General features: G+C 58.2%; 16 protein-coding genes. 9 read left to right on the forward strand and 7 right to left on the reverse strand.

What is annotated here, in order from left to right; genetic code table 11:
- The first annotated feature begins 104 nt into the window (after positions 1-104).
- The 3 genes from ACTJKS_RS26300 (at position 105) to ACTJKS_RS26310 (ending at position 3967) form a co-directional block, all read left to right on the forward strand.
- A complete protein-coding gene (locus tag ACTJKS_RS26300) occupies positions 105-1595 on the forward strand; it encodes an aldehyde dehydrogenase (RefSeq protein ID WP_108183069.1) in 1491 nt (496 codons plus the stop codon).
- A gap of 51 nt (positions 1596-1646) precedes the next feature.
- On the forward strand, positions 1647-2930 hold the full coding sequence (locus ACTJKS_RS26305; protein WP_108183068.1) for an NAD(P)/FAD-dependent oxidoreductase: 1284 nt from the start codon (positions 1647-1649) through the stop codon (positions 2928-2930).
- A gap of 488 nt (positions 2931-3418) precedes the next feature.
- On the forward strand, positions 3419-3967 hold the full coding sequence (locus tag ACTJKS_RS26310; RefSeq protein ID WP_011333561.1) for a cupin domain-containing protein: 549 nt from the start codon (positions 3419-3421) through the stop codon (positions 3965-3967).
- A 106-nt stretch (positions 3968-4073) separates the two neighbouring features.
- Here ACTJKS_RS26310 and ACTJKS_RS26315 read toward each other — a convergent pair whose 3' ends face one another.
- Together ACTJKS_RS26315 and ACTJKS_RS26320 are read right to left on the reverse strand one after the other, a co-directional pair.
- Positions 4074-5150 (reverse strand): hypothetical protein, encoded by a 1077-nt coding sequence (locus tag ACTJKS_RS26315; protein WP_108183067.1) that lies wholly within the window; start codon positions 5148-5150, stop codon positions 4074-4076.
- Between the two features lie 492 nt (positions 5151-5642).
- The gene (locus ACTJKS_RS26320; protein ID WP_108183066.1) at positions 5643-5918 is read right to left on the reverse strand and encodes a fructose-bisphosphate aldolase; all 276 of its coding nucleotides are present in this window, start codon (positions 5916-5918) and stop codon (positions 5643-5645) included.
- A gap of 578 nt (positions 5919-6496) precedes the next feature.
- Between ACTJKS_RS26320 and ACTJKS_RS26325 the strand changes: the two genes are divergently transcribed.
- Entirely contained in the window at positions 6497-6781 is a 285-nt protein-coding gene (locus tag ACTJKS_RS26325; RefSeq protein ID WP_108183065.1) for a hypothetical protein, read from the forward strand.
- A 77-nt stretch (positions 6782-6858) separates the two neighbouring features.
- Here the strand turns inward: ACTJKS_RS26325 and ACTJKS_RS26330 are convergent, their stop codons facing one another.
- Together ACTJKS_RS26330 and ACTJKS_RS26335 are read right to left on the reverse strand one after the other, a co-directional pair.
- On the reverse strand, positions 6859-7290 hold the full coding sequence (locus tag ACTJKS_RS26330) for a hypothetical protein (protein WP_108183064.1): 432 nt from the start codon (positions 7288-7290) through the stop codon (positions 6859-6861).
- A gap of 125 nt (positions 7291-7415) precedes the next feature.
- Positions 7416-8036 (reverse strand): hypothetical protein, encoded by a 621-nt coding sequence (locus tag ACTJKS_RS26335; protein ID WP_108183063.1) that lies wholly within the window; start codon positions 8034-8036, stop codon positions 7416-7418.
- A 264-nt stretch (positions 8037-8300) separates the two neighbouring features.
- Here ACTJKS_RS26335 and ACTJKS_RS26340 point away from each other — a divergent pair, with 264 nt between their 5' ends.
- The 3 genes from ACTJKS_RS26340 to ACTJKS_RS26350 all read left to right on the forward strand — a co-directional run bounded on the left by ACTJKS_RS26340 (position 8301) and on the right by ACTJKS_RS26350 (position 10280).
- The gene (locus ACTJKS_RS26340) at positions 8301-8681 is read left to right on the forward strand and encodes a hypothetical protein (protein ID WP_108183062.1); all 381 of its coding nucleotides are present in this window, start codon (positions 8301-8303) and stop codon (positions 8679-8681) included.
- A gap of 14 nt (positions 8682-8695) precedes the next feature.
- A complete protein-coding gene (locus tag ACTJKS_RS26345) occupies positions 8696-9118 on the forward strand; it encodes an HD domain-containing protein (protein WP_108183061.1) in 423 nt (140 codons plus the stop codon).
- Between the two features lie 142 nt (positions 9119-9260).
- A complete protein-coding gene (locus tag ACTJKS_RS26350; protein ID WP_108183060.1) occupies positions 9261-10280 on the forward strand; it encodes an AbrB family transcriptional regulator in 1020 nt (339 codons plus the stop codon).
- Between the two features lie 131 nt (positions 10281-10411).
- Here the strand turns inward: ACTJKS_RS26350 and ACTJKS_RS26355 are convergent, their stop codons facing one another.
- A complete protein-coding gene (locus ACTJKS_RS26355) occupies positions 10412-11188 on the reverse strand; it encodes an NAD(P)H-dependent oxidoreductase (RefSeq protein ID WP_108183059.1) in 777 nt (258 codons plus the stop codon).
- Positions 11189-11272: 84 nt separating this feature from the next.
- Here ACTJKS_RS26355 and ACTJKS_RS26360 point away from each other — a divergent pair, with 84 nt between their 5' ends.
- Together ACTJKS_RS26360 and ACTJKS_RS26365 are read left to right on the forward strand one after the other, a co-directional pair.
- Positions 11273-12166 carry a LysR family transcriptional regulator gene (locus ACTJKS_RS26360; RefSeq protein WP_262949358.1) on the forward strand — a complete coding sequence of 298 codons (894 nt, stop codon included), beginning with the start codon at positions 11273-11275 and terminating at the stop codon, positions 12164-12166.
- A gap of 252 nt (positions 12167-12418) precedes the next feature.
- Complete coding sequence (locus ACTJKS_RS26365) at positions 12419-13204, forward strand: DeoR/GlpR family DNA-binding transcription regulator (protein WP_108183057.1); 786 nt, start codon at positions 12419-12421, stop codon at positions 13202-13204.
- A 185-nt stretch (positions 13205-13389) separates the two neighbouring features.
- Here the strand turns inward: ACTJKS_RS26365 and ACTJKS_RS26370 are convergent, their stop codons facing one another.
- Positions 13390-14673, reverse strand: coding sequence for an NAD(P)/FAD-dependent oxidoreductase (locus ACTJKS_RS26370; protein ID WP_108183056.1), 1284 nt, complete (start codon positions 14671-14673; stop codon positions 13390-13392).
- Between the two features lie 147 nt (positions 14674-14820).
- Complete coding sequence (locus ACTJKS_RS26375) at positions 14821-16185, reverse strand: glutamine synthetase family protein (RefSeq protein WP_086792631.1); 1365 nt, start codon at positions 16183-16185, stop codon at positions 14821-14823.
- Positions 16186-16538: the final 353 nt, after the last annotated feature.

The following is a 16538-nucleotide window of genomic DNA, read 5'->3' on the forward strand; positions in this document are numbered from 1 at the left end:
AAAAGATCGCAGCCTTCGGCAGCTCCTACAGGGGATCGGATTACCAAATTCTGATTGGCTGAGTCCTCCCGCCAGTCATCAATCCCCCTTGTCGAGCCACAACCATGACCACCACCCGCAACGACTGGGAACAACGCTTCCAGTCCCTGACCCTCGAATCCCGCGCCTTCATCAACGGTGAATATCGCCCGGCAATCAGCGGTGCCACCTTCGAATGCATGAGCCCCGTCGACGGCCGTTTCCTCGCCTCCGTGGCCAGCACCGATGAAGCCGACGCCAACCTCGCCGTCGAAGTCGCACGCCAGTCGTTCAACTCCGGCGTGTGGGCCAACAAGGCCCCGGCCGAGCGCAAACGCATCCTGATCCGCTTCGCCGATCTGATCCTGCAACACCAGGAAGAACTGGCGCTGCTGGAAACCCTCGACATGGGCAAACCGATCAGCGACTCGATGAGCATCGACATCCCGGCGACCGCCAATGCGATCCGCTGGAGCGCCGAGGCCATCGACAAGATCTACGATGAAGTTGCCGCCACGCCGCACGACCAACTCGGTCTGGTGACCCGCGAGCCATCCGGCGTAGTCGCCGCGATCGTGCCGTGGAACTTCCCGCTGATCATGGCCAGCTGGAAATTCGCCCCGGCCCTGGCCGCGGGCAACTCGTTCATTCTCAAGCCTTCGGAAAAGTCGCCACTGACCGCGATCCGCATCGCCCAACTGGCGCTGGACGCGGGCATTCCGAAAGGCGTGTTCAACGTGCTGCCAGGCTTCGGCCACACCGTCGGCAAGGCACTGGCGCTGCACATGGACGTCGACGTGCTGGCCTTCACCGGCTCCACGGCGATTGCCAAACAACTGATGATTTATGCCGGCCAGAGCAACATGAAACGCGTCTGGCTCGAAGCCGGTGGCAAGAGCCCGAACGTGGTGTTTGCCGACGCCCCGGACTTGCGCGCGGCAGCCCAGGCTGCGGCCGGTGCCATTGCTTTCAACCAGGGCGAAGTGTGCACCGCCGGTTCGCGTCTGCTAGTCGAACGTTCGATCCGCGAGCAATTCATTCCGCTGCTGGTGGAAGCGCTGCAAGCGTGGAAGCCGGGGCATTCGCTTGACCCGGCCACCACCGTCGGCGCCGTGGTCGATCAGCGTCAACTGGACAACGTGCTGCGCTATATCAGCCTCGGCCGCGAGCAGGGCGCCGAACTGATCGCCGGCGGCCAGCGCACCCTCGAAGAAACCGGCGGCACTTACATCGAGCCGACGATTTTCGACGGCGTGACCAACGCCATGACCATCGCCAAGGAAGAAATCTTTGGCCCGGTGCTGTCGCTGATCACCTTCGACACCGTTGAAGAAGCGCTGCAGATCGCCAACGACAGCATCTTCGGTCTCGCCGCCGGCGTGTGGACCAGCAACCTGAGCAAAGCGCACACCTTCGCCCGTGGCCTTCGCGCCGGCAGCGTCTGGGTCAACCAGTATGACGGCGGCGACATGACCGCGCCGTTCGGTGGTTTCAAACAGTCGGGCAACGGTCGCGACAAATCGCTGCACGCGTTTGACAAGTACACCGAGCTGAAAGCGACCTGGATCAAGCTCTGATTTTCTACAGCGGCGGTCGCTCCTGATGAGCGACCCTCGGAGAACAATAAAATGAAGCAACAACACGTCAACAGCTACTACGCCGCCACCCGCAACGAAGTCATCGACTTCCCGACCCTTGAAGCGTCGGTCGAGTGCGACGTCTGCATCATCGGCGCCGGTTACACCGGCCTGTCCTCGGCGCTGTTCCTCACCGAGGCCGGCTACAAAGTGACGGTGCTCGAAGCGGCGAAAGTCGGCTACGGTGCCAGTGGCCGCAACGGCGGGCAACTGGTCAACTCCTACAGCCGCGACGTCGATGTGATCGAAGAGCGCTACGGCGACAAAACTGCGGAAATCCTCGGCAGCATGATCTTCGAAGGCGCCGATATCATCCGTTCGCGGATCAAGGACTACGACATCAAGTGCGACTACCGCCCGGGCGGCATTTTCGCAGCGATGAACAAGAAACAACTCAACGGCCTGGCCGAGCAGAAGCGCAGCTGGGAACGTTACGGCAACAAAAATCTGAAGATGCTCGACGCTGCCGACATTCGTCGCGAAGTCGGCTCTGACGCCTACGTTGGCGGCCTGCTGGACATGCAGGGCGGCCACGTGCATCCGCTGAACCTGGCCCTCGGTGAAGCCGCGGCCATCGTGCGCCTGGGCGGCAAGATCTACGAGCAATCGGCTGCCGTGGAAATCAAATACGGCGAGCCCAACGTCGTGCGCACTGCCAAAGGCCAGGTCCGCGCCAAGTACCTGCTGATCGCCGGCAACGCCTACCTGCCGCAAGGTCTGGACAACCGCGTGACCGCCAAGAGCATGCCGTGCGGCTCGCAGATCTGCGTTACCGAACCGTTGACCGAAAAGCAGGCGCGCAGCCTGATCACCAACAACTACTGCGTCGAAGACTGCAACTACCTGCTGGATTACTACCGTCTCACCGCTGACAACCGTCTGCTCTACGGCGGCGGCGTGGTCTACGGCGCCCGTGAACCGGACGACATCGAAACCCTGATCCGGCCGAAGATCCTCAAGACCTTCCCGCAGCTCAAGGACGTGAAAATCGACTACCGCTGGACCGGCAACTTCCTGCTGACCATGTCACGCATGCCGCAATTCGGCCGCATCGAGAAAAACGCCTACTACATGCAGGGCTACAGCGGCCACGGCGTCACTTGCTCGCACCTGGCCGGCAAACTGATTTCGGAAATGATCCGTGGCGACGCCGAACGCTTCGACGCCTTCGCCTCGCTCCCGCACATGCCAATGATCGGCGGCCGCACCTTCTCCGCCCCGTTGACCGCCCTCGGCGCCGTGTATTACTCGCTGCGCGACCGCTTCGGCATCTAAGTTACCTCCCCGGCGGCGGCCCCCAAGACCCCGCCGGTTTTTTACCTGAAACACCAAAGCTCAAAATGTGGGCGCTGGCCTGCCAGCGATGAGGCCAGCACTAGCACCCTCAGTCCCACAAACACCACAAAACCTGTGGGAGCTGGCTTGCCAGCGATAGCGGCCTGACAACCGCTATCAAGTTAACTGACACAAAAGAGATCCAACTGTGGGAGCGAGCCTGCTCGCGAAGAGGCCATATCAGCCAACCTCCATGTCGTCTGACACACCGCTTTCGCGAGCAGGCTCGCTCTCACAGTGCCTGTATTACCAAGGCCAGAAGGACTTTTACCGCACCGTCCATCGAACCTGCTGAGCAACACCGGCAAACGTGATTTAATAGCCGCCTTTCACGGTTCCGGGACACGGGAGCAACGTGATCCGCGCGCCTTGCGCGGCACCCGCCACCCACCCCCATTACCCTTAAGTACTACTCACATAAGGCTGTCATGGATACGGGTTCTCGACTCAAACTAGTACGCGAAAGCTACAAACTCTCCCAGCGCGAGCTGGCCCGGCGTAGCGGCGTGACCAATGCCACCATCTCCCTGATCGAACAGAATCGCGTCAGTCCTTCCGTCAGCTCGCTGAAAAAGCTGCTCGAAGGCATCCCGATGTCCCTGGCCGACTTCTTCACCTTCGACCAGCCCCCGCGCGAACACCAATACGTGTTCCGCGCCAACGAGCAACCCGACCTCGGCCGCCACGGCCTGCGCCTGCTGCTGATCGGCGCCTCCGTCCCAAGCCGCCAGATGCGTTTGTTGCGCGAGCAATACGCCCCGGGTGCGAGTTCCGGCGAAGAGCCTATCGTGCATGCGGAAGGCGAGGAGTGTGGGTTGGTGACGCGCGGCACGGTCGAGTTGACGGTGGACGGGCAGGTGAGCGTGTTGAGTGCGGGGGACGGGTATTACTTTCCGACGACGCTGCCGCATAAGTTCCGGAATATCGGGGCGGATGAGGCTGAGATTATTAGTGCGAATACGCCGGCGAATTTTTGAATTATATAAAGCTTGCGGTATCGATTTTAGGGTGATGCTTGATGCGCCCTTAAAAATAAAAAAGTGAAGCAGGCAATGGTTGATTGCTTCACTTTTTATTGGAGATTTACCCTTTTTCTTTACCGGTCTTTTCTATGAAGTCAGGGATGAGCCTTTCGCTAAATCCCGCAACGATAGCTAGTATGAAAAGTCTACTATTGCTTTCTTTCATTAAATCAAGAAATAGCCCTGCTTTGCATGCAATTAAAGAAATTACACCAAATGCACATCCGAGTCCTACTCGCACTAAGCCTTGTAGGACAATCATTCTCGTAGATTCGTAAAGACCTACTTGTAAGTCCTTTGATCTCTGTAATACAGAAATTTGTGCGCCGCAGACACCGCCAAGGACTCCGATTAAGAGTAGATTTAGCATTGGTGCTGTAGTGCTTTGAAATTTAGAGTAGGTGATTGCGGATGCGGCGATAAAGATAAGTGAGAGAATGAGGGAGTGTAGGATTAGATAAAATTTTGCTCTGTCGGTAATGCTTTTCTCAATGAATGATATTGCTGTGGTGAATACAGTTGAGTTGATGTTTTTTTCGTTTGTTAGCGTGGCTTTGAAGCCTATGGTAAGGCATGTTCCCAGCTTTATGTTTAGGATTCGAAATTTTGAGTCTGGAAGTACTGCCATTCCCCATGCTCGGGTTTTATAAAAATCGTCCAGTGCGCTTGATTTTTCAAGTGACTTATCTTTGAGTTCGTATTGGGCGATGTTTTTATTGTCAAGATAAACTGTGAAGTCTTTGTTTGAATCGATTATTAGGCTTGGAGCGGGCTCTTTGTTTATGAAATCGCGAAATGCTTCTAGTTTGTTGTCTATTTTTTTAATGGTTTCGTCATCAGTGCAGTCGCATCCGAATATCTCGCTTAGTATCGAAACGGTATGGCTGTCTGTTACGCGAGATTTAGTGTGTTTGAATTTTTCGAATGAGTTGGCTTCGAGTGCAGTTAGCTCGCTGATTTTAGCAATTGTGCTTTGGGCAAGGTTTTTTGCGTTATATCTTAATAGTCCGTTGGAACGAAATACAATGTAGTCGGTGCTTTGAAGTATTATTGAGCTAACTTGTAATCCGTTTAGGTTGTCGTCGACGGATATTTTGTTGAAGTCGTCTAAGCTGTTGCTGTGGTAAGTTTCAGGCATTTGCTTCTCGGTGGGTATTGTATTTTTACTGATGTTCTGGCTCTTTTTTTGCTGTAAAAAAGGCGACAGACTTGGTTGGTGAGCCTGTCGCTTTCAAACTTATTTTTTCTTTGACTTACCCGCATCACTGCGTTTGTCGCGGATTTGACCATCATTGTTCCTGGAACGAGATTGTTCACCACCGCCTGGCTTTGGAACATTCACGTTGGGGTTAATAGGTCGTCTGTCTGTCATTTTTTCTGCCTTACTTTTTGAAGGGTTCGTTAGAAAAATCACAGCCTTGAGTCACTAAATACTCGGCATTTTGCTGCTTGCCGAACTGCTGATGGCCAATGGCTGGCCTTGAAGCTATCAAATTGATATCGCGAATTCCATAGCCATCTCTTAGAAAGAGAGTGTGGTTTCCGAGTCGTATCGAGAATTCGCCTTAGCAAATTCACAAAAGAAACGTGAATACTGTTGCTGAAACGTAACGAGTCCTAACTGATGACCTCAAGTGTCCCGCTTCTCAATCACCCTAAACACATCACACACATCCTGAACCAAGATCCTGGCGATCGTGGTGACGGTATTGATGTCTTGTTCGGCGTGATCGGGGAAGTGGACGCAGGCCATGAGGTCCAGATATTTGAGGACTGCATTCAGGCGCTCGCTGACGCAGGCGTGGAGGTCACTCAGTGGCGCGTCGGCATCTACGAACAGGACGGGCTGCTCAGTGGCGGGGTGGGACATATTCGCGTAATTGCGGAGCGGCTTATCCATCGGCATAAGTAAAGCTTCCTCGTATCTGTGAGAAGAGCTACTGCCGCTCGCTGCGAGTCGAAGGGTGGTAGCCATGTGCGGGTTCGCAGACCGAGGATACGAGGAACCCGGCAGACCCGAAGATCTCCCACACACAGCCACCATTGTGCGGTTGTCGGGCGCTACTGCGACCGCCACCGTTTTTGGGGCGTCAGGTTACTACACGTATCGTCAGGGCTGCGAAACCCTGGTGCTGAATTTGCTCAGCGACAACCCCACTCTAGGCAGCAATTCCAACCGCGACAACCGACCTGTAGGACGTGATAAGCGAACCCGTGGCGAGGGAGCTTGCTCCCGCTCGGCGACGCAGTCGGCGTAATTCGCGGCCTGCGGCACATCCGGGAGAAACGGACTATTCGGTTTTGGGGCCGCTTCGCAGCCCAGCGGGAGCACGCTCCCTCGCCACATGAAGTGTTTTCCTACGAAGGTTTCAGATATCGAATTTGCGCGAGTTTTTCCGGGGATAACCATTCGTCCGACCCACCGCACCTTCGCCACAGACCTTCTTCCAATGCTGTAACTCACCCAGCAAAGGAAGAGCCACTATGCTGAACCATAAAATTGCGGTGTTAACCCTCGCGGCGTTGCTGTCCGGCAGCTCGCTGTATGCGATCGCGGCCAGCGATACGCCCACCCCAACGGCCAACGACGGCAACAGCCAGACTCGCGACCCGGCGTCCCCTGCCACCAATGCCGATCCGGATGTCGATTCGCTGCCCAAGGGTGGGGATGGTGGCAAGACCGACAATGGGCCGGTGCCTTCTGCCTCCAAGCCCAGCCCTGCAGGTCAACCGTCCGGTAGCAGCAGTGGGGGTAACGGCGGTGGTTAACGGATATTGCGTACTAAAAAGCCCGGTCTTTAGAGCCGGGCTTTTCTTTGCCTGTTGCAAACACAGATATCAAACGTTTACTTCGCCTTCCAATGCCCACCCCCGTTCTCACAATCAATTCGCGCCTGGGCCAAATGCTCCGCGTCGTAGTAATACGTGGTCACTTGGGCGTTGTCGGGGATGTTCAGCGCCTTGGCGTTTTTGTCTTTGCTGGTGGAGTGCGGGTTGGCCAGGGATTCCTGGGTGATCGTGGCGATACACGTGGCCTGATAGTGATCAGCGCAGTGGTCGACTTTGGTTTTAGTGCTGCTGAGCATGTCTTTGCTCTCATTGCTGCACGACCAGTCGATGGAGTTGACGGGCATGCCTTCATATTCGTAGCAGCTGTGGGTTTCCACGGCTGACACCGAGGCGCTGGAGGATTGGGTCTGGACGTCGCAGCCTTCGGCCATGACGCAGGTGGGAATGACGGTGAAGGTGGTGATCAGGAGCAACATTCGGATGTTCATCGCGGAACTCTCCCATGGCCCCGTGTTTGATCGTGAGCGGGGCGCTTATGGTTTCGAGATAGGTTCGTCTCGGAAGGTTCCATCAACCATTCCGGTGAGAGTACGCGAAGGTGCTCCTGTTCAAATCACTCGGTGTCGTACATTAATTCTAACCTTTCGATCCACTCATCAGTTGCGCCAAACCTCGAATAATAAGATTGCTTTTCAATGTCACTTAATTGAGTGAAAAAACTGAAAAAGTAATTGTTGTCGTAATACTCTTGAGCACCTTGCATGCTGCCTCCCCACCAAGCAGGCTCGTAGCCTTCAAAAGCAAACCAAGGTGGAGGAGCCGCAAATTTTTTGCGGTTAAGCATCGTTAAAAATTCAAGGCTATTAGTTATCAAACGAATCGTGACGGAGTTGAATTCTCTAGTAGATGCGAAGAATATCAGTCGGTCTCCGCTCAATGCGCTTTCGTATTCAAATACCGGAAGGTCATTGAAGGTTCTTTCAGTATTTTTTCTGAAGTGAGATTCGACGAGTGATTCAAATTCAACCAAATCTTTAGGGTCGATTAGGAACTGCGAAAAAAATGCGCAGATATCAGCGCTTTCCAATGAAGTAGTGGGAGGCTGAACCGGTAGGTTGGTCTGAGCTAAAGGCCGAGCAAACACGCTTTTAAGCTCCTGTTTGCTGTATCCGGCTAGTTGCTCTTGCCTAGGTTCTGGCTTTATCAGTGCCATTATTTTTTTGATGAATCTCATGCGGCTGTCACTCTTGCATACATTCAGTTAGCTAAGGCGCACCAAGCATTAGGAGGAGGTTAGATCAGTAACTCGAGCAGCAGGTTTTCCTGACACGGTGAACATCCTTGTAAATACGTTGGTTTGGAAATGTTACACAAAAGAGGGTGGGTTGAACCATTTCAGTTGTCCGTCTACATCTCATCGCCAATGGTTCCCCCCATCGACACCACGTCGTAGACTGCGAAACACGTTGTAACGCCTCACCCACGGACGGAACCGCGCATGATTGAAATCGGCAGCCGCAACAACGCCCCCACCCCGCAGCACCCCACTCAAGACATCTACATTTTCAGCATCGACCAGTCCCGACCGGCGACGCCATTCTGCTTCGAGCAATCGATTGGCGGTGGGCATGCCAATCAGGGCGGGGCGCGGTGGTTGGCGCTGGATGAGCTGGATGGCTGGCCCGGCGAATGGCGTGAGCATTTGAAGAAGGCCGATTGTGCGTGGGTGGCGCAGGTGATCGATGCGCATCCGGCGGCGGATCAAGTGACACTGGTGTCCATGCTGCTTGAGCAACATGCCCAGCCAGTGGGGCGTTTGAAAACAATCGGCAACTGGCTTAAACGCAATATCCACGTCGGTGGCCGTTACGGCCTCTAACCCGAGGAATTTCCATGACCCAGACCCTCGAACGCGCTATCGCCATCGCCGCCACCGCCCATGCCGGGCAGGTCGATAAGGGCGGTGCACCGTACATTCTGCATCCGCTGAAAGTCATGTTGCGCATGGATTCGCTGGAAGAACGCATCGTCGCCGTGCTGCACGACGTGGTCGAGGATTGCGACATCAGCCTCGATGACCTGCGCAAGGAAGGCTTCAGCGAAGCAGTGCTGAGTGCGATTGAATCAGTGACCAAAGTGCCCGGCGAGTCTTACGAGGATTTCGTCGAGCGCGCGGCGCAGAACCCGATTGGCCGGGTGGTGAAACTGGCGGATCTGGAAGAGAACAGCGACCTGTCGCGGATCGCCTCGCCGAGTTGGGAGGATCTGGAGCGGGTCGAGAAGTATCGGCGGGCGATTGGGCGGTTGCGCACGTAAGAACGAATCCCACCCTGTAGGAGCTGCCGAAGGCTGCGNCTTTTGATCTTGCTTTTAAAAAACAAAGTCAAAAGATCGCAGCCTTCGGCAGCTCCTACAGGGGAGTGGGATACATCAGGGAAATAGCCAGGAAGGCGAAAAAATGAAATCGATTCTGTGTTTGTTGATCGCGGCCGCCGTTGGCGCTGCGTTGCAGGTCAGCGGTGTTCCTCATGGCCTGTTGCTGGGGGCGATCCTCGTCACCGCATGGGTCACCACGCGCAGCGGTTTTGCCCCCGCAACCCCGTATGGCCTGGGCTACATCCAGGTCACGCTGGGTATCGCCACCGGGCTGATGTTCGAGGCGTGGGACAGTGCAACGGCGTCGGCGATGTTGCCAAGCCTCGGCGTCCTGTTGCTATGCCTGACCGTACAGATCGCCCTCGCCGGATGGTGGCTGACCCGCGGCGCAGGATGGAATCGCACCGATGCGCTGTTGGCGGTATACCCCGGCGCACTGGCGGCGGTGTTCGATTTACTGGAGTCGGAAAAGGCTTCGAGCAAGGTCATCATCGTGCACCTGATGCGCTTGTTGCTGATCACGGTGCTGGTGAGCTTTTTGATTCCCGGGCAGGCATCGGTGGCGGTGGTTGAAAGCGCTCCGTTGAGCACGGGTATGGCGTTGACCGTATTCGTTCTGATCGGTTTGAGCGTGGTGCTTGGGCGCATGCTGCTGGCAATCGGCGTGCCGGCGCCGTTCATGCTGACGGCGATTCTGCTGACGGCGGTGTTTGTGAAATCGGGATGGCTGCATGGCTTTCACATGCCGGACTGGAGCCTGAATCTGGCGGCGCTGATTCTGGGCGTGCGGATCGGCTCGCGTTTTCAGGGGCTCGGTCTTGCAGAATTGGGTCGGCATGGGCGGACGGCGCTGGTGTCGGTCGGCTTGATGATTGTGGTGGCGGCGGCGTTTGCCGAAGTCGCCGCGCGCTGGCTGAACAGTGATCCGTTGTCGTTGTGGCTGGCGTATATGCCGGGGGCGATCGAGACGATTGCGATTGTCGCGTTTGCCGGTGGGCTGAATGTGGTGTTTATCCTCACGCATCATCTGGCGCGGATGGTGTTGCTGCACTTTGCGCCGGCGTTGTTGGTGCAGGTGCGGCGAGTGCGGGAACAAAGCTGATCCGGCCTGGACGTCGGGCCGGTGCGCCTACAGCACATTAGAAGCAAAAGATCGCAGCCTTCGGCAGCTCCTACACAGGAATTACGTTTTCCCTGTAGGAGCTGCCGAAGGCTGCGATCTTTTTTTTCGGGTCAACGCAGATGCGCGGCGAAGCCTTCCTCACCGGGGGCGACATCGTCCTTGAGCGTCAACGCCGGAATCTCATAATCCCCTGCATTCTGCTGCCGATACGCTATCGGCCGCGTGCTCCACAATTCATCCAGACGCGTGCCCAGTGCCTCGCAGGTCTCGGCAAACCGCGCTTGATCCATGCGGCTGGCGCGGTACACCAGGAAGGGCGGCACCACGTCGAAACCGGGGTAGAACAGCACGCCGTGCTGGATCGGAAACAGTAAATCATCAATCGGCCCGTTGATCCCGCGTGGGCTGTAATGCGAATCCCAGCCTCCGGTGGTGACCAGCAGCATCGCGCGTTTGCCTTTCATCTTGCCTTCGCCGTAGCGCTCGCCCCAGCGCGCATCGGAGTGTTCGCCGACACCGTAGGCAAACCCGTAGGCATACACGCGCTCGACCCAGCCTTTGAGGATGGCCGGCATGGTGAACCACCACAGCGGAAACTGCAGGATCAATGCGTCGGCCCACAGCAGTTTTTCCTGCTCGCGGGCGATGTCGGCGGACTGCCGGCCCTGTTGGTAAGCCAGTTTCGAATCGATCGAGGCGTGGAATGGCCGGCTTTCATCGCGACCGGGAGCGTCATCGGCGTCGATCGTGGTCTTCCAGTTCATCGCATACAGGTCGGAGACCTGCACGGTGTGGCCGGCGGCTTGCAGGCGCTGGACGGTGAAGTCCCTGAGCGAGCCGTTGAGCGAAGTGGGTTCGGGGTGGGCGTAGACCAGTAGCACATTCATGTGGCAACTCCTTGGTTGAATGCAGGCAGGATCAATCCTTGATCGGTATATTGGAAATGAATGTCTGATATGTCAGGTATAGCCATGAATAATTTACGACGTCTGGATATCAACTTGCTGTTGACCCTAGACGTGTTGTTGGCAGAACACAACGTAACCCGCGCCGCAGAGCGGTTGAGCCTGTCGCAGCCGTCGGTCAGTGTGCACCTGGCCAAGCTGCGTGAGATTTTCGGCGACCCGCTGTTGCTGCCCGGACCACGGGGCATGCGCCCGACGGCGCGGGCCGATGAACTGCGCGAGCCGTTGCGCGAGGCGCTGGAAGCACTGGAACGCGCGGTGGCGCCGGCCAGCGCGTTCGATCCGGCGCAGGCCCGCCACATCTGGAAAGTCGCGGCGACCGATTACGGCGAGTCGACGGTGGTGCTGCCAGCCCTCAGCGGTTTGCGCCTTCAGGCGCCGGGCACGCGGCTGGCGGTGCTCGATCTGATGCCGGCGCAGTTGGCCAGGCAGGCGGAGCAGGGCGTGTTTGACCTGGCGCTGCACATCACCGAAGACGCGCCGCTGGATCTGCATCAGCGGGTGCTGTTCACCGAGCATTACGTGTTGGCCGGTCGCGTCGGGCATCCGGGGTTGAAGCGTAAGCCGACTCGCGAACAGTTCTGCGCGCTGGAACACGTGATGGTGTCGCGCGAGGGCGGGGGCTTTTTCGGGGTCACCGACAAGGCGCTGGCCGAGGTCGGTCTGGCGCGCAAAGTGGTGCTGTCGGTGCCGCATTTTCTGATGGTGATGTCGGTGCTGGCCAGTACTGATCTGGTGGCGATGCTGCCGTCACGGCTGGTGCGCGGCAACCCGGCGTTGCAGGTGGTGGACGCACCGCTGAAGGTGCCGGGCTACGAAATGGCGATGTTCTGGGGCGAGCGCGCGCATCGCGATCCGGCACACAAATGGCTTCGCGAGCATCTGGCGGCGTCGGTGTGACGTATCAGGCGTGGCCCAGGGCAATCGCAAAAGACACCACGATCATGCACGCAAACGCAAAATTGAGATTCATCAGCTGTTCATCCTGAGCCTTTTTAAAGTGAGGCCATTCTGAACAGGCGCCATGCAAAGAAAAAATTCGGCCTGTTGATTCCAATGATCGAAACAATTGATACCCGCCGGTTTGTGTTTGCCCGAGGCTTTCGCTAGTCTCGGCAAAACCTGCAACTACAAGCACAAACAGGCAAAACCATGCACGATCATTCGGTCACCGAACTGCCCTCCCTGCGCCGGCAGAAAATCCTCCTGATCCTCGAGCGCGACGGCAAGGTCATGGCCTCCGAGTTGAGCCAGCATTTCGCCGTGTCCGAAGACACCATCCGCCGCGACCTCGCCGAACTGGACAACGCCGGACTGGTGCAGCGCGTGCACGGCGGGGCGCTGCCAAGGCCCAAGGACAGCGGCAAGGATTACTTCACCCGGCTGGATGAGACCGATGAGGTCAAAGTGCAGTTGGCGCAACGGGCGGCGCGAGAGGTCGAGGACGGGCAGATTGTGCTGTTCGATTCCGGCTCGACCGTGTTGCAGGTGGCGCGGTCGCTGCGGGCGGATATCCAGATCACCGCGGTAACCGCAGCGCCAATGACGGCCATTGCGTTGTCTGAGTACAAGGGCGTGAAAGTGATTCTCGCCGGAGGGCAACTGAACCCACGCACGATGTCGGCCGGTGGGCACGAGGCGGTACGCATGCTGACCGGGATCAAGGCGGATCTGGCCTTTACCGGCGTTTGTGCGATTCACCCGGAAGTGGGCATCACCTCGCTGCACTTCGATGAAGTGCCGGTGAAACAGGCGCTGCTCGACAGCGCGACGCGGGTGATTGCGGTAACCACGGCGGACAAGCTGGGGGCGGTGGAGCCGTTTGTGGTGGCGCCGTGCACGCGACTGCATACGCTGATTACCGAGCGGCATGTGGCGTCGGGCAGTGTCGAGGATTATCGGCGGTTGGGGATTGTGGTGGAGCAGTTGCCGGACTGAGGTTTTGTGCTGAGGCTGATGGCCTCATCGCTGGCAAGCCAGCTCCCACAGGTTTTGGTGGTGTACATCAGGTTGAGTACGACACGGACACTGTAGGAGCTGCCGAAGGCTGCGATCNGATCTTGATCTTAAAAACAAAGTCAAAAGATCGCAGCCTTCGGCAGCTCCTACAGGGATCGGGGGTGTCAGCGAAGGCGTTCAAGCATCTGGTAATACCACATCCCCGCCGCCAGCAACGGATTGCCCAGCAAATCCCCCATCGGCACGCGAATGTGCTGGCACTGCGCAAACGTGTCGAACTGTTCCATCTGCCCGGTGATCGCGCGACTCATGATTTCGCCCATGATGTGTGTCGTCGCGATGCCGTGTCCCGAGTAGCCCTGGCAATACCAGACGTTGTCCGAGAGCTTGCCCAGTTGCGGGATGCGGTTGATCACGATGCCCATCGCGCAGCTCCACTGATAGTCGATCTGCACCCCTTTGAGCGCCGGGAAGGTCTGCTCGATGCACGGGCGCAGCTCGGCGGCGATGTCCCGTGAATCCTTGCCGCTGTAGTTCGCGCCGCCACCAAACAGCAGACGACCATCAGCCGTGAGGCGGTAGTAGTCGAGGACGAAACGGCAGTCGTACACCGCGAGGTCTTCGGGGTTGATCTGCCGCGCCAGATCACCCAGCGGCGCGGTAGTGACGATGCCGCCCATGGCCGGGAAAATCTTGCCCTTGAGCTGGCCCGGTTCGAGCTTGTGATAAACGTCGCCGGCGAGCATCACCTGATTGGCGTCGATCTGGCCGTGGGCGGTGCGTACGCCCGGGCTCTTGCCGTGAATGATCTCCAGCACTTCACTGTTTTCGAAGATCAAGGCGCCGAGACTTTCCGCCGCCCGCGCTTCGCCGATGCACAGGTTGAGTGGGTGCAGATGCATGTTGCGCGTGTTCTTGATCGCGCCGTGGTAGAGGTCGCTCTGCAGCAGGTCGCGCACCTGACTGCGGTCGAGCAGGCTGACTTCGTCACCGAGGCCACGACGCACGGCTTCCTCGTAATCATTGCGCAAACCGTCCATGTGGCTCGGCTTGTAAGCCGCGTGCAGATGACCGTGTTTGAGGTCGCACTGAATGCCGTACTTCTCGACCCGCTGCCGGATGATTTGATGCCCGCGCCAGCGCAGGTGCCAGATGAAATCGTCGACTTCATCACCGAGTTTCGGGCGCATCTGTTTGCGCATCGCGCCGTCGCCGGAGAGGCTGCCGGTGACTTGTCCGCCATTGCGTCCGGTGGCGCCCCAGCCGATCTTGTGGCTTTCGACGATGGCGACTTTCAGGCCTTTTTCGGCGAGTTCGACGGCGGTGGCGACGCCGGTGAAACCGCCGCCGATGATCACCACATCGACTTGATGTCGGCCTTGCAGGGTCGGGTAGTCGGTGTCCTGTTGAAGGGTGGCGGTGTAGTAGGAATTGCAGCGTTGGGTCATGTTGGTGTCCACACAAAAATCGGGAGTCAATTCGAGGACCCTGTGGGAGCTGGCTTGCCAGCGATAGCGGCGTATCAGTCACCAGAGATGCTGAAGGTGCCGGCCCCATCGCTGGCAAGCCAGCTCCCACAGGATTCAGGGTGTATGTCAGGCTTCGGTCAGGTACCAACGCCAGTCCTGCTCACCCACCTCGGCCATGAACTGCCGGTACTCGGCACGCTTCACCGCCAGGTACACGCCAAGAAATTCCTGGCCCAGGGCATCCCGCGCCCACGCAGAATTTTCCAGCGCCTGGAGCGACGTCAGCCAATCGGTCGGCAGCAATTCCTTGGCCTGCGCGTAGCCGTTGCCCTCGACCGGCGCACCCGGATCGAGGTTTTCACGAATCCCGCGATGGATCCCGGCAAGGATCGCTGCCGCCGCCAGATACGGGTTGGCATCGGCGCCGCAGATGCGATGTTCGATATGCCGGGTGTTGGCCGGGCCGCCCGGTACGCGCAGGCTGACAGTGCGGTTGTCGACGCCCCAGGTCGGCGCCAATGGCGCGTAGCTGTTGGCCTGGAACCGGCGGTAGGAGTTGGCGTTGGGGCAGAACAGCAGCAGCGTATCGAGCAGCGAGGCGAGCATGCCGCCAATCGCCGTGCGCAGCAGCGGGGTGCCGGCCGGATCCTCGGCGGCGAACAGGTTGCGTCCTTCGCCATCGGCGAGGCTGACGTGCATGTGCATGCCGGTGCCGGCCAGATCATCGAACGGCTTGGCCATGAACGTCGCCTGCATGCCGTGCTTGTGCGCCACCGCTTTGACCAAACGTTTGTAGCGCACCGCCTGATCCATCGCGACCAGTGCGTCGCCATGTTCGAGGGTGATTTCCACCTGGCCTGGCGCATATTCCGAGATCGCCGTGCGCGCCGGAATGCCGTGCAGTTTGCAGGCGCTGTAGAGGTCGGCGAGGAACGGTTCGATCTGCTCCAGTTCGCGCAAACCGTAGACCTGAGTGTGTCGCGGTCGGCCGCCATCGGCATCCAGCGCCGGTTGCGGACGGCCGTTGTGATCGCGTTTGGCGTCGAGCAGATAGAACTCCAGTTCGCACGCCATCACCGGGTGATAACCCTCGGCCTTGAGGCCGTCGATGACCTTGATCAGCAGATGACGCGGGTCGGCGATGCTCGCTGGCATTCCCTCGGTCGGGTGCATGCTGACCTGCACCGCCGCGGTGGGAATCTGTCGCCACGGCAGGCGCACCAGACTGCCTTCGAGCGGGTAGGCGCGGCAGTCGATGTCGCCGACGTCCCACACCAGCCCGGAGTTTTCCACGTCTTCGCCCTGCACGGTCAGGCCGAGGATGGTGCTGGGTAGCGGGCGACCGCTCTGGTACACGGCAAGCAGTTCTTCTCGGTGCAACAGCTTGCCGCGTGGCACGCCGTTGGCGTCGAGGATGAACAGCTCGATCATGTCGATATCGGGGTTTTGTTCGAGGAACAGGTGTGCGTCTTCGATGGCTGCGAATTTCATGGTCAATCACTCACGATGGCGCCGCGCAGGCGCGCAGAGTCGGGCCGGACACGACGCGGTAAACAGGCGTGGGTGTCCTGGCAGGGATATCAAAAAGAAAAAAGTATTTCGCTAATGCCCGGCAGTCGGAAGTGACACTGAACCTGTGGTGAGGGGATTTATCCCCGACGGCGCGCGTAGCGGGCCAAAAAGATAGGGACTGCTGCGCAGTCCATCGGGGATGAATCCCCTCACCACAATGGATCTTTTCTGACTGTCGGAATCAGCAGGCGATATCCGGCGGGCGTGCGGAGTGACGCAGCTTGGAACGGCGCAGGGCCATGGGGAGATTGACGATGCGATTCATGCGCGGC

It is taken from the genome of Pseudomonas sp. 22189 (assembly GCF_052045635.1).
GTDB classification, from domain to species: Bacteria; Pseudomonadota; Gammaproteobacteria; order Pseudomonadales; family Pseudomonadaceae; genus Aquipseudomonas; species Aquipseudomonas parakoreensis.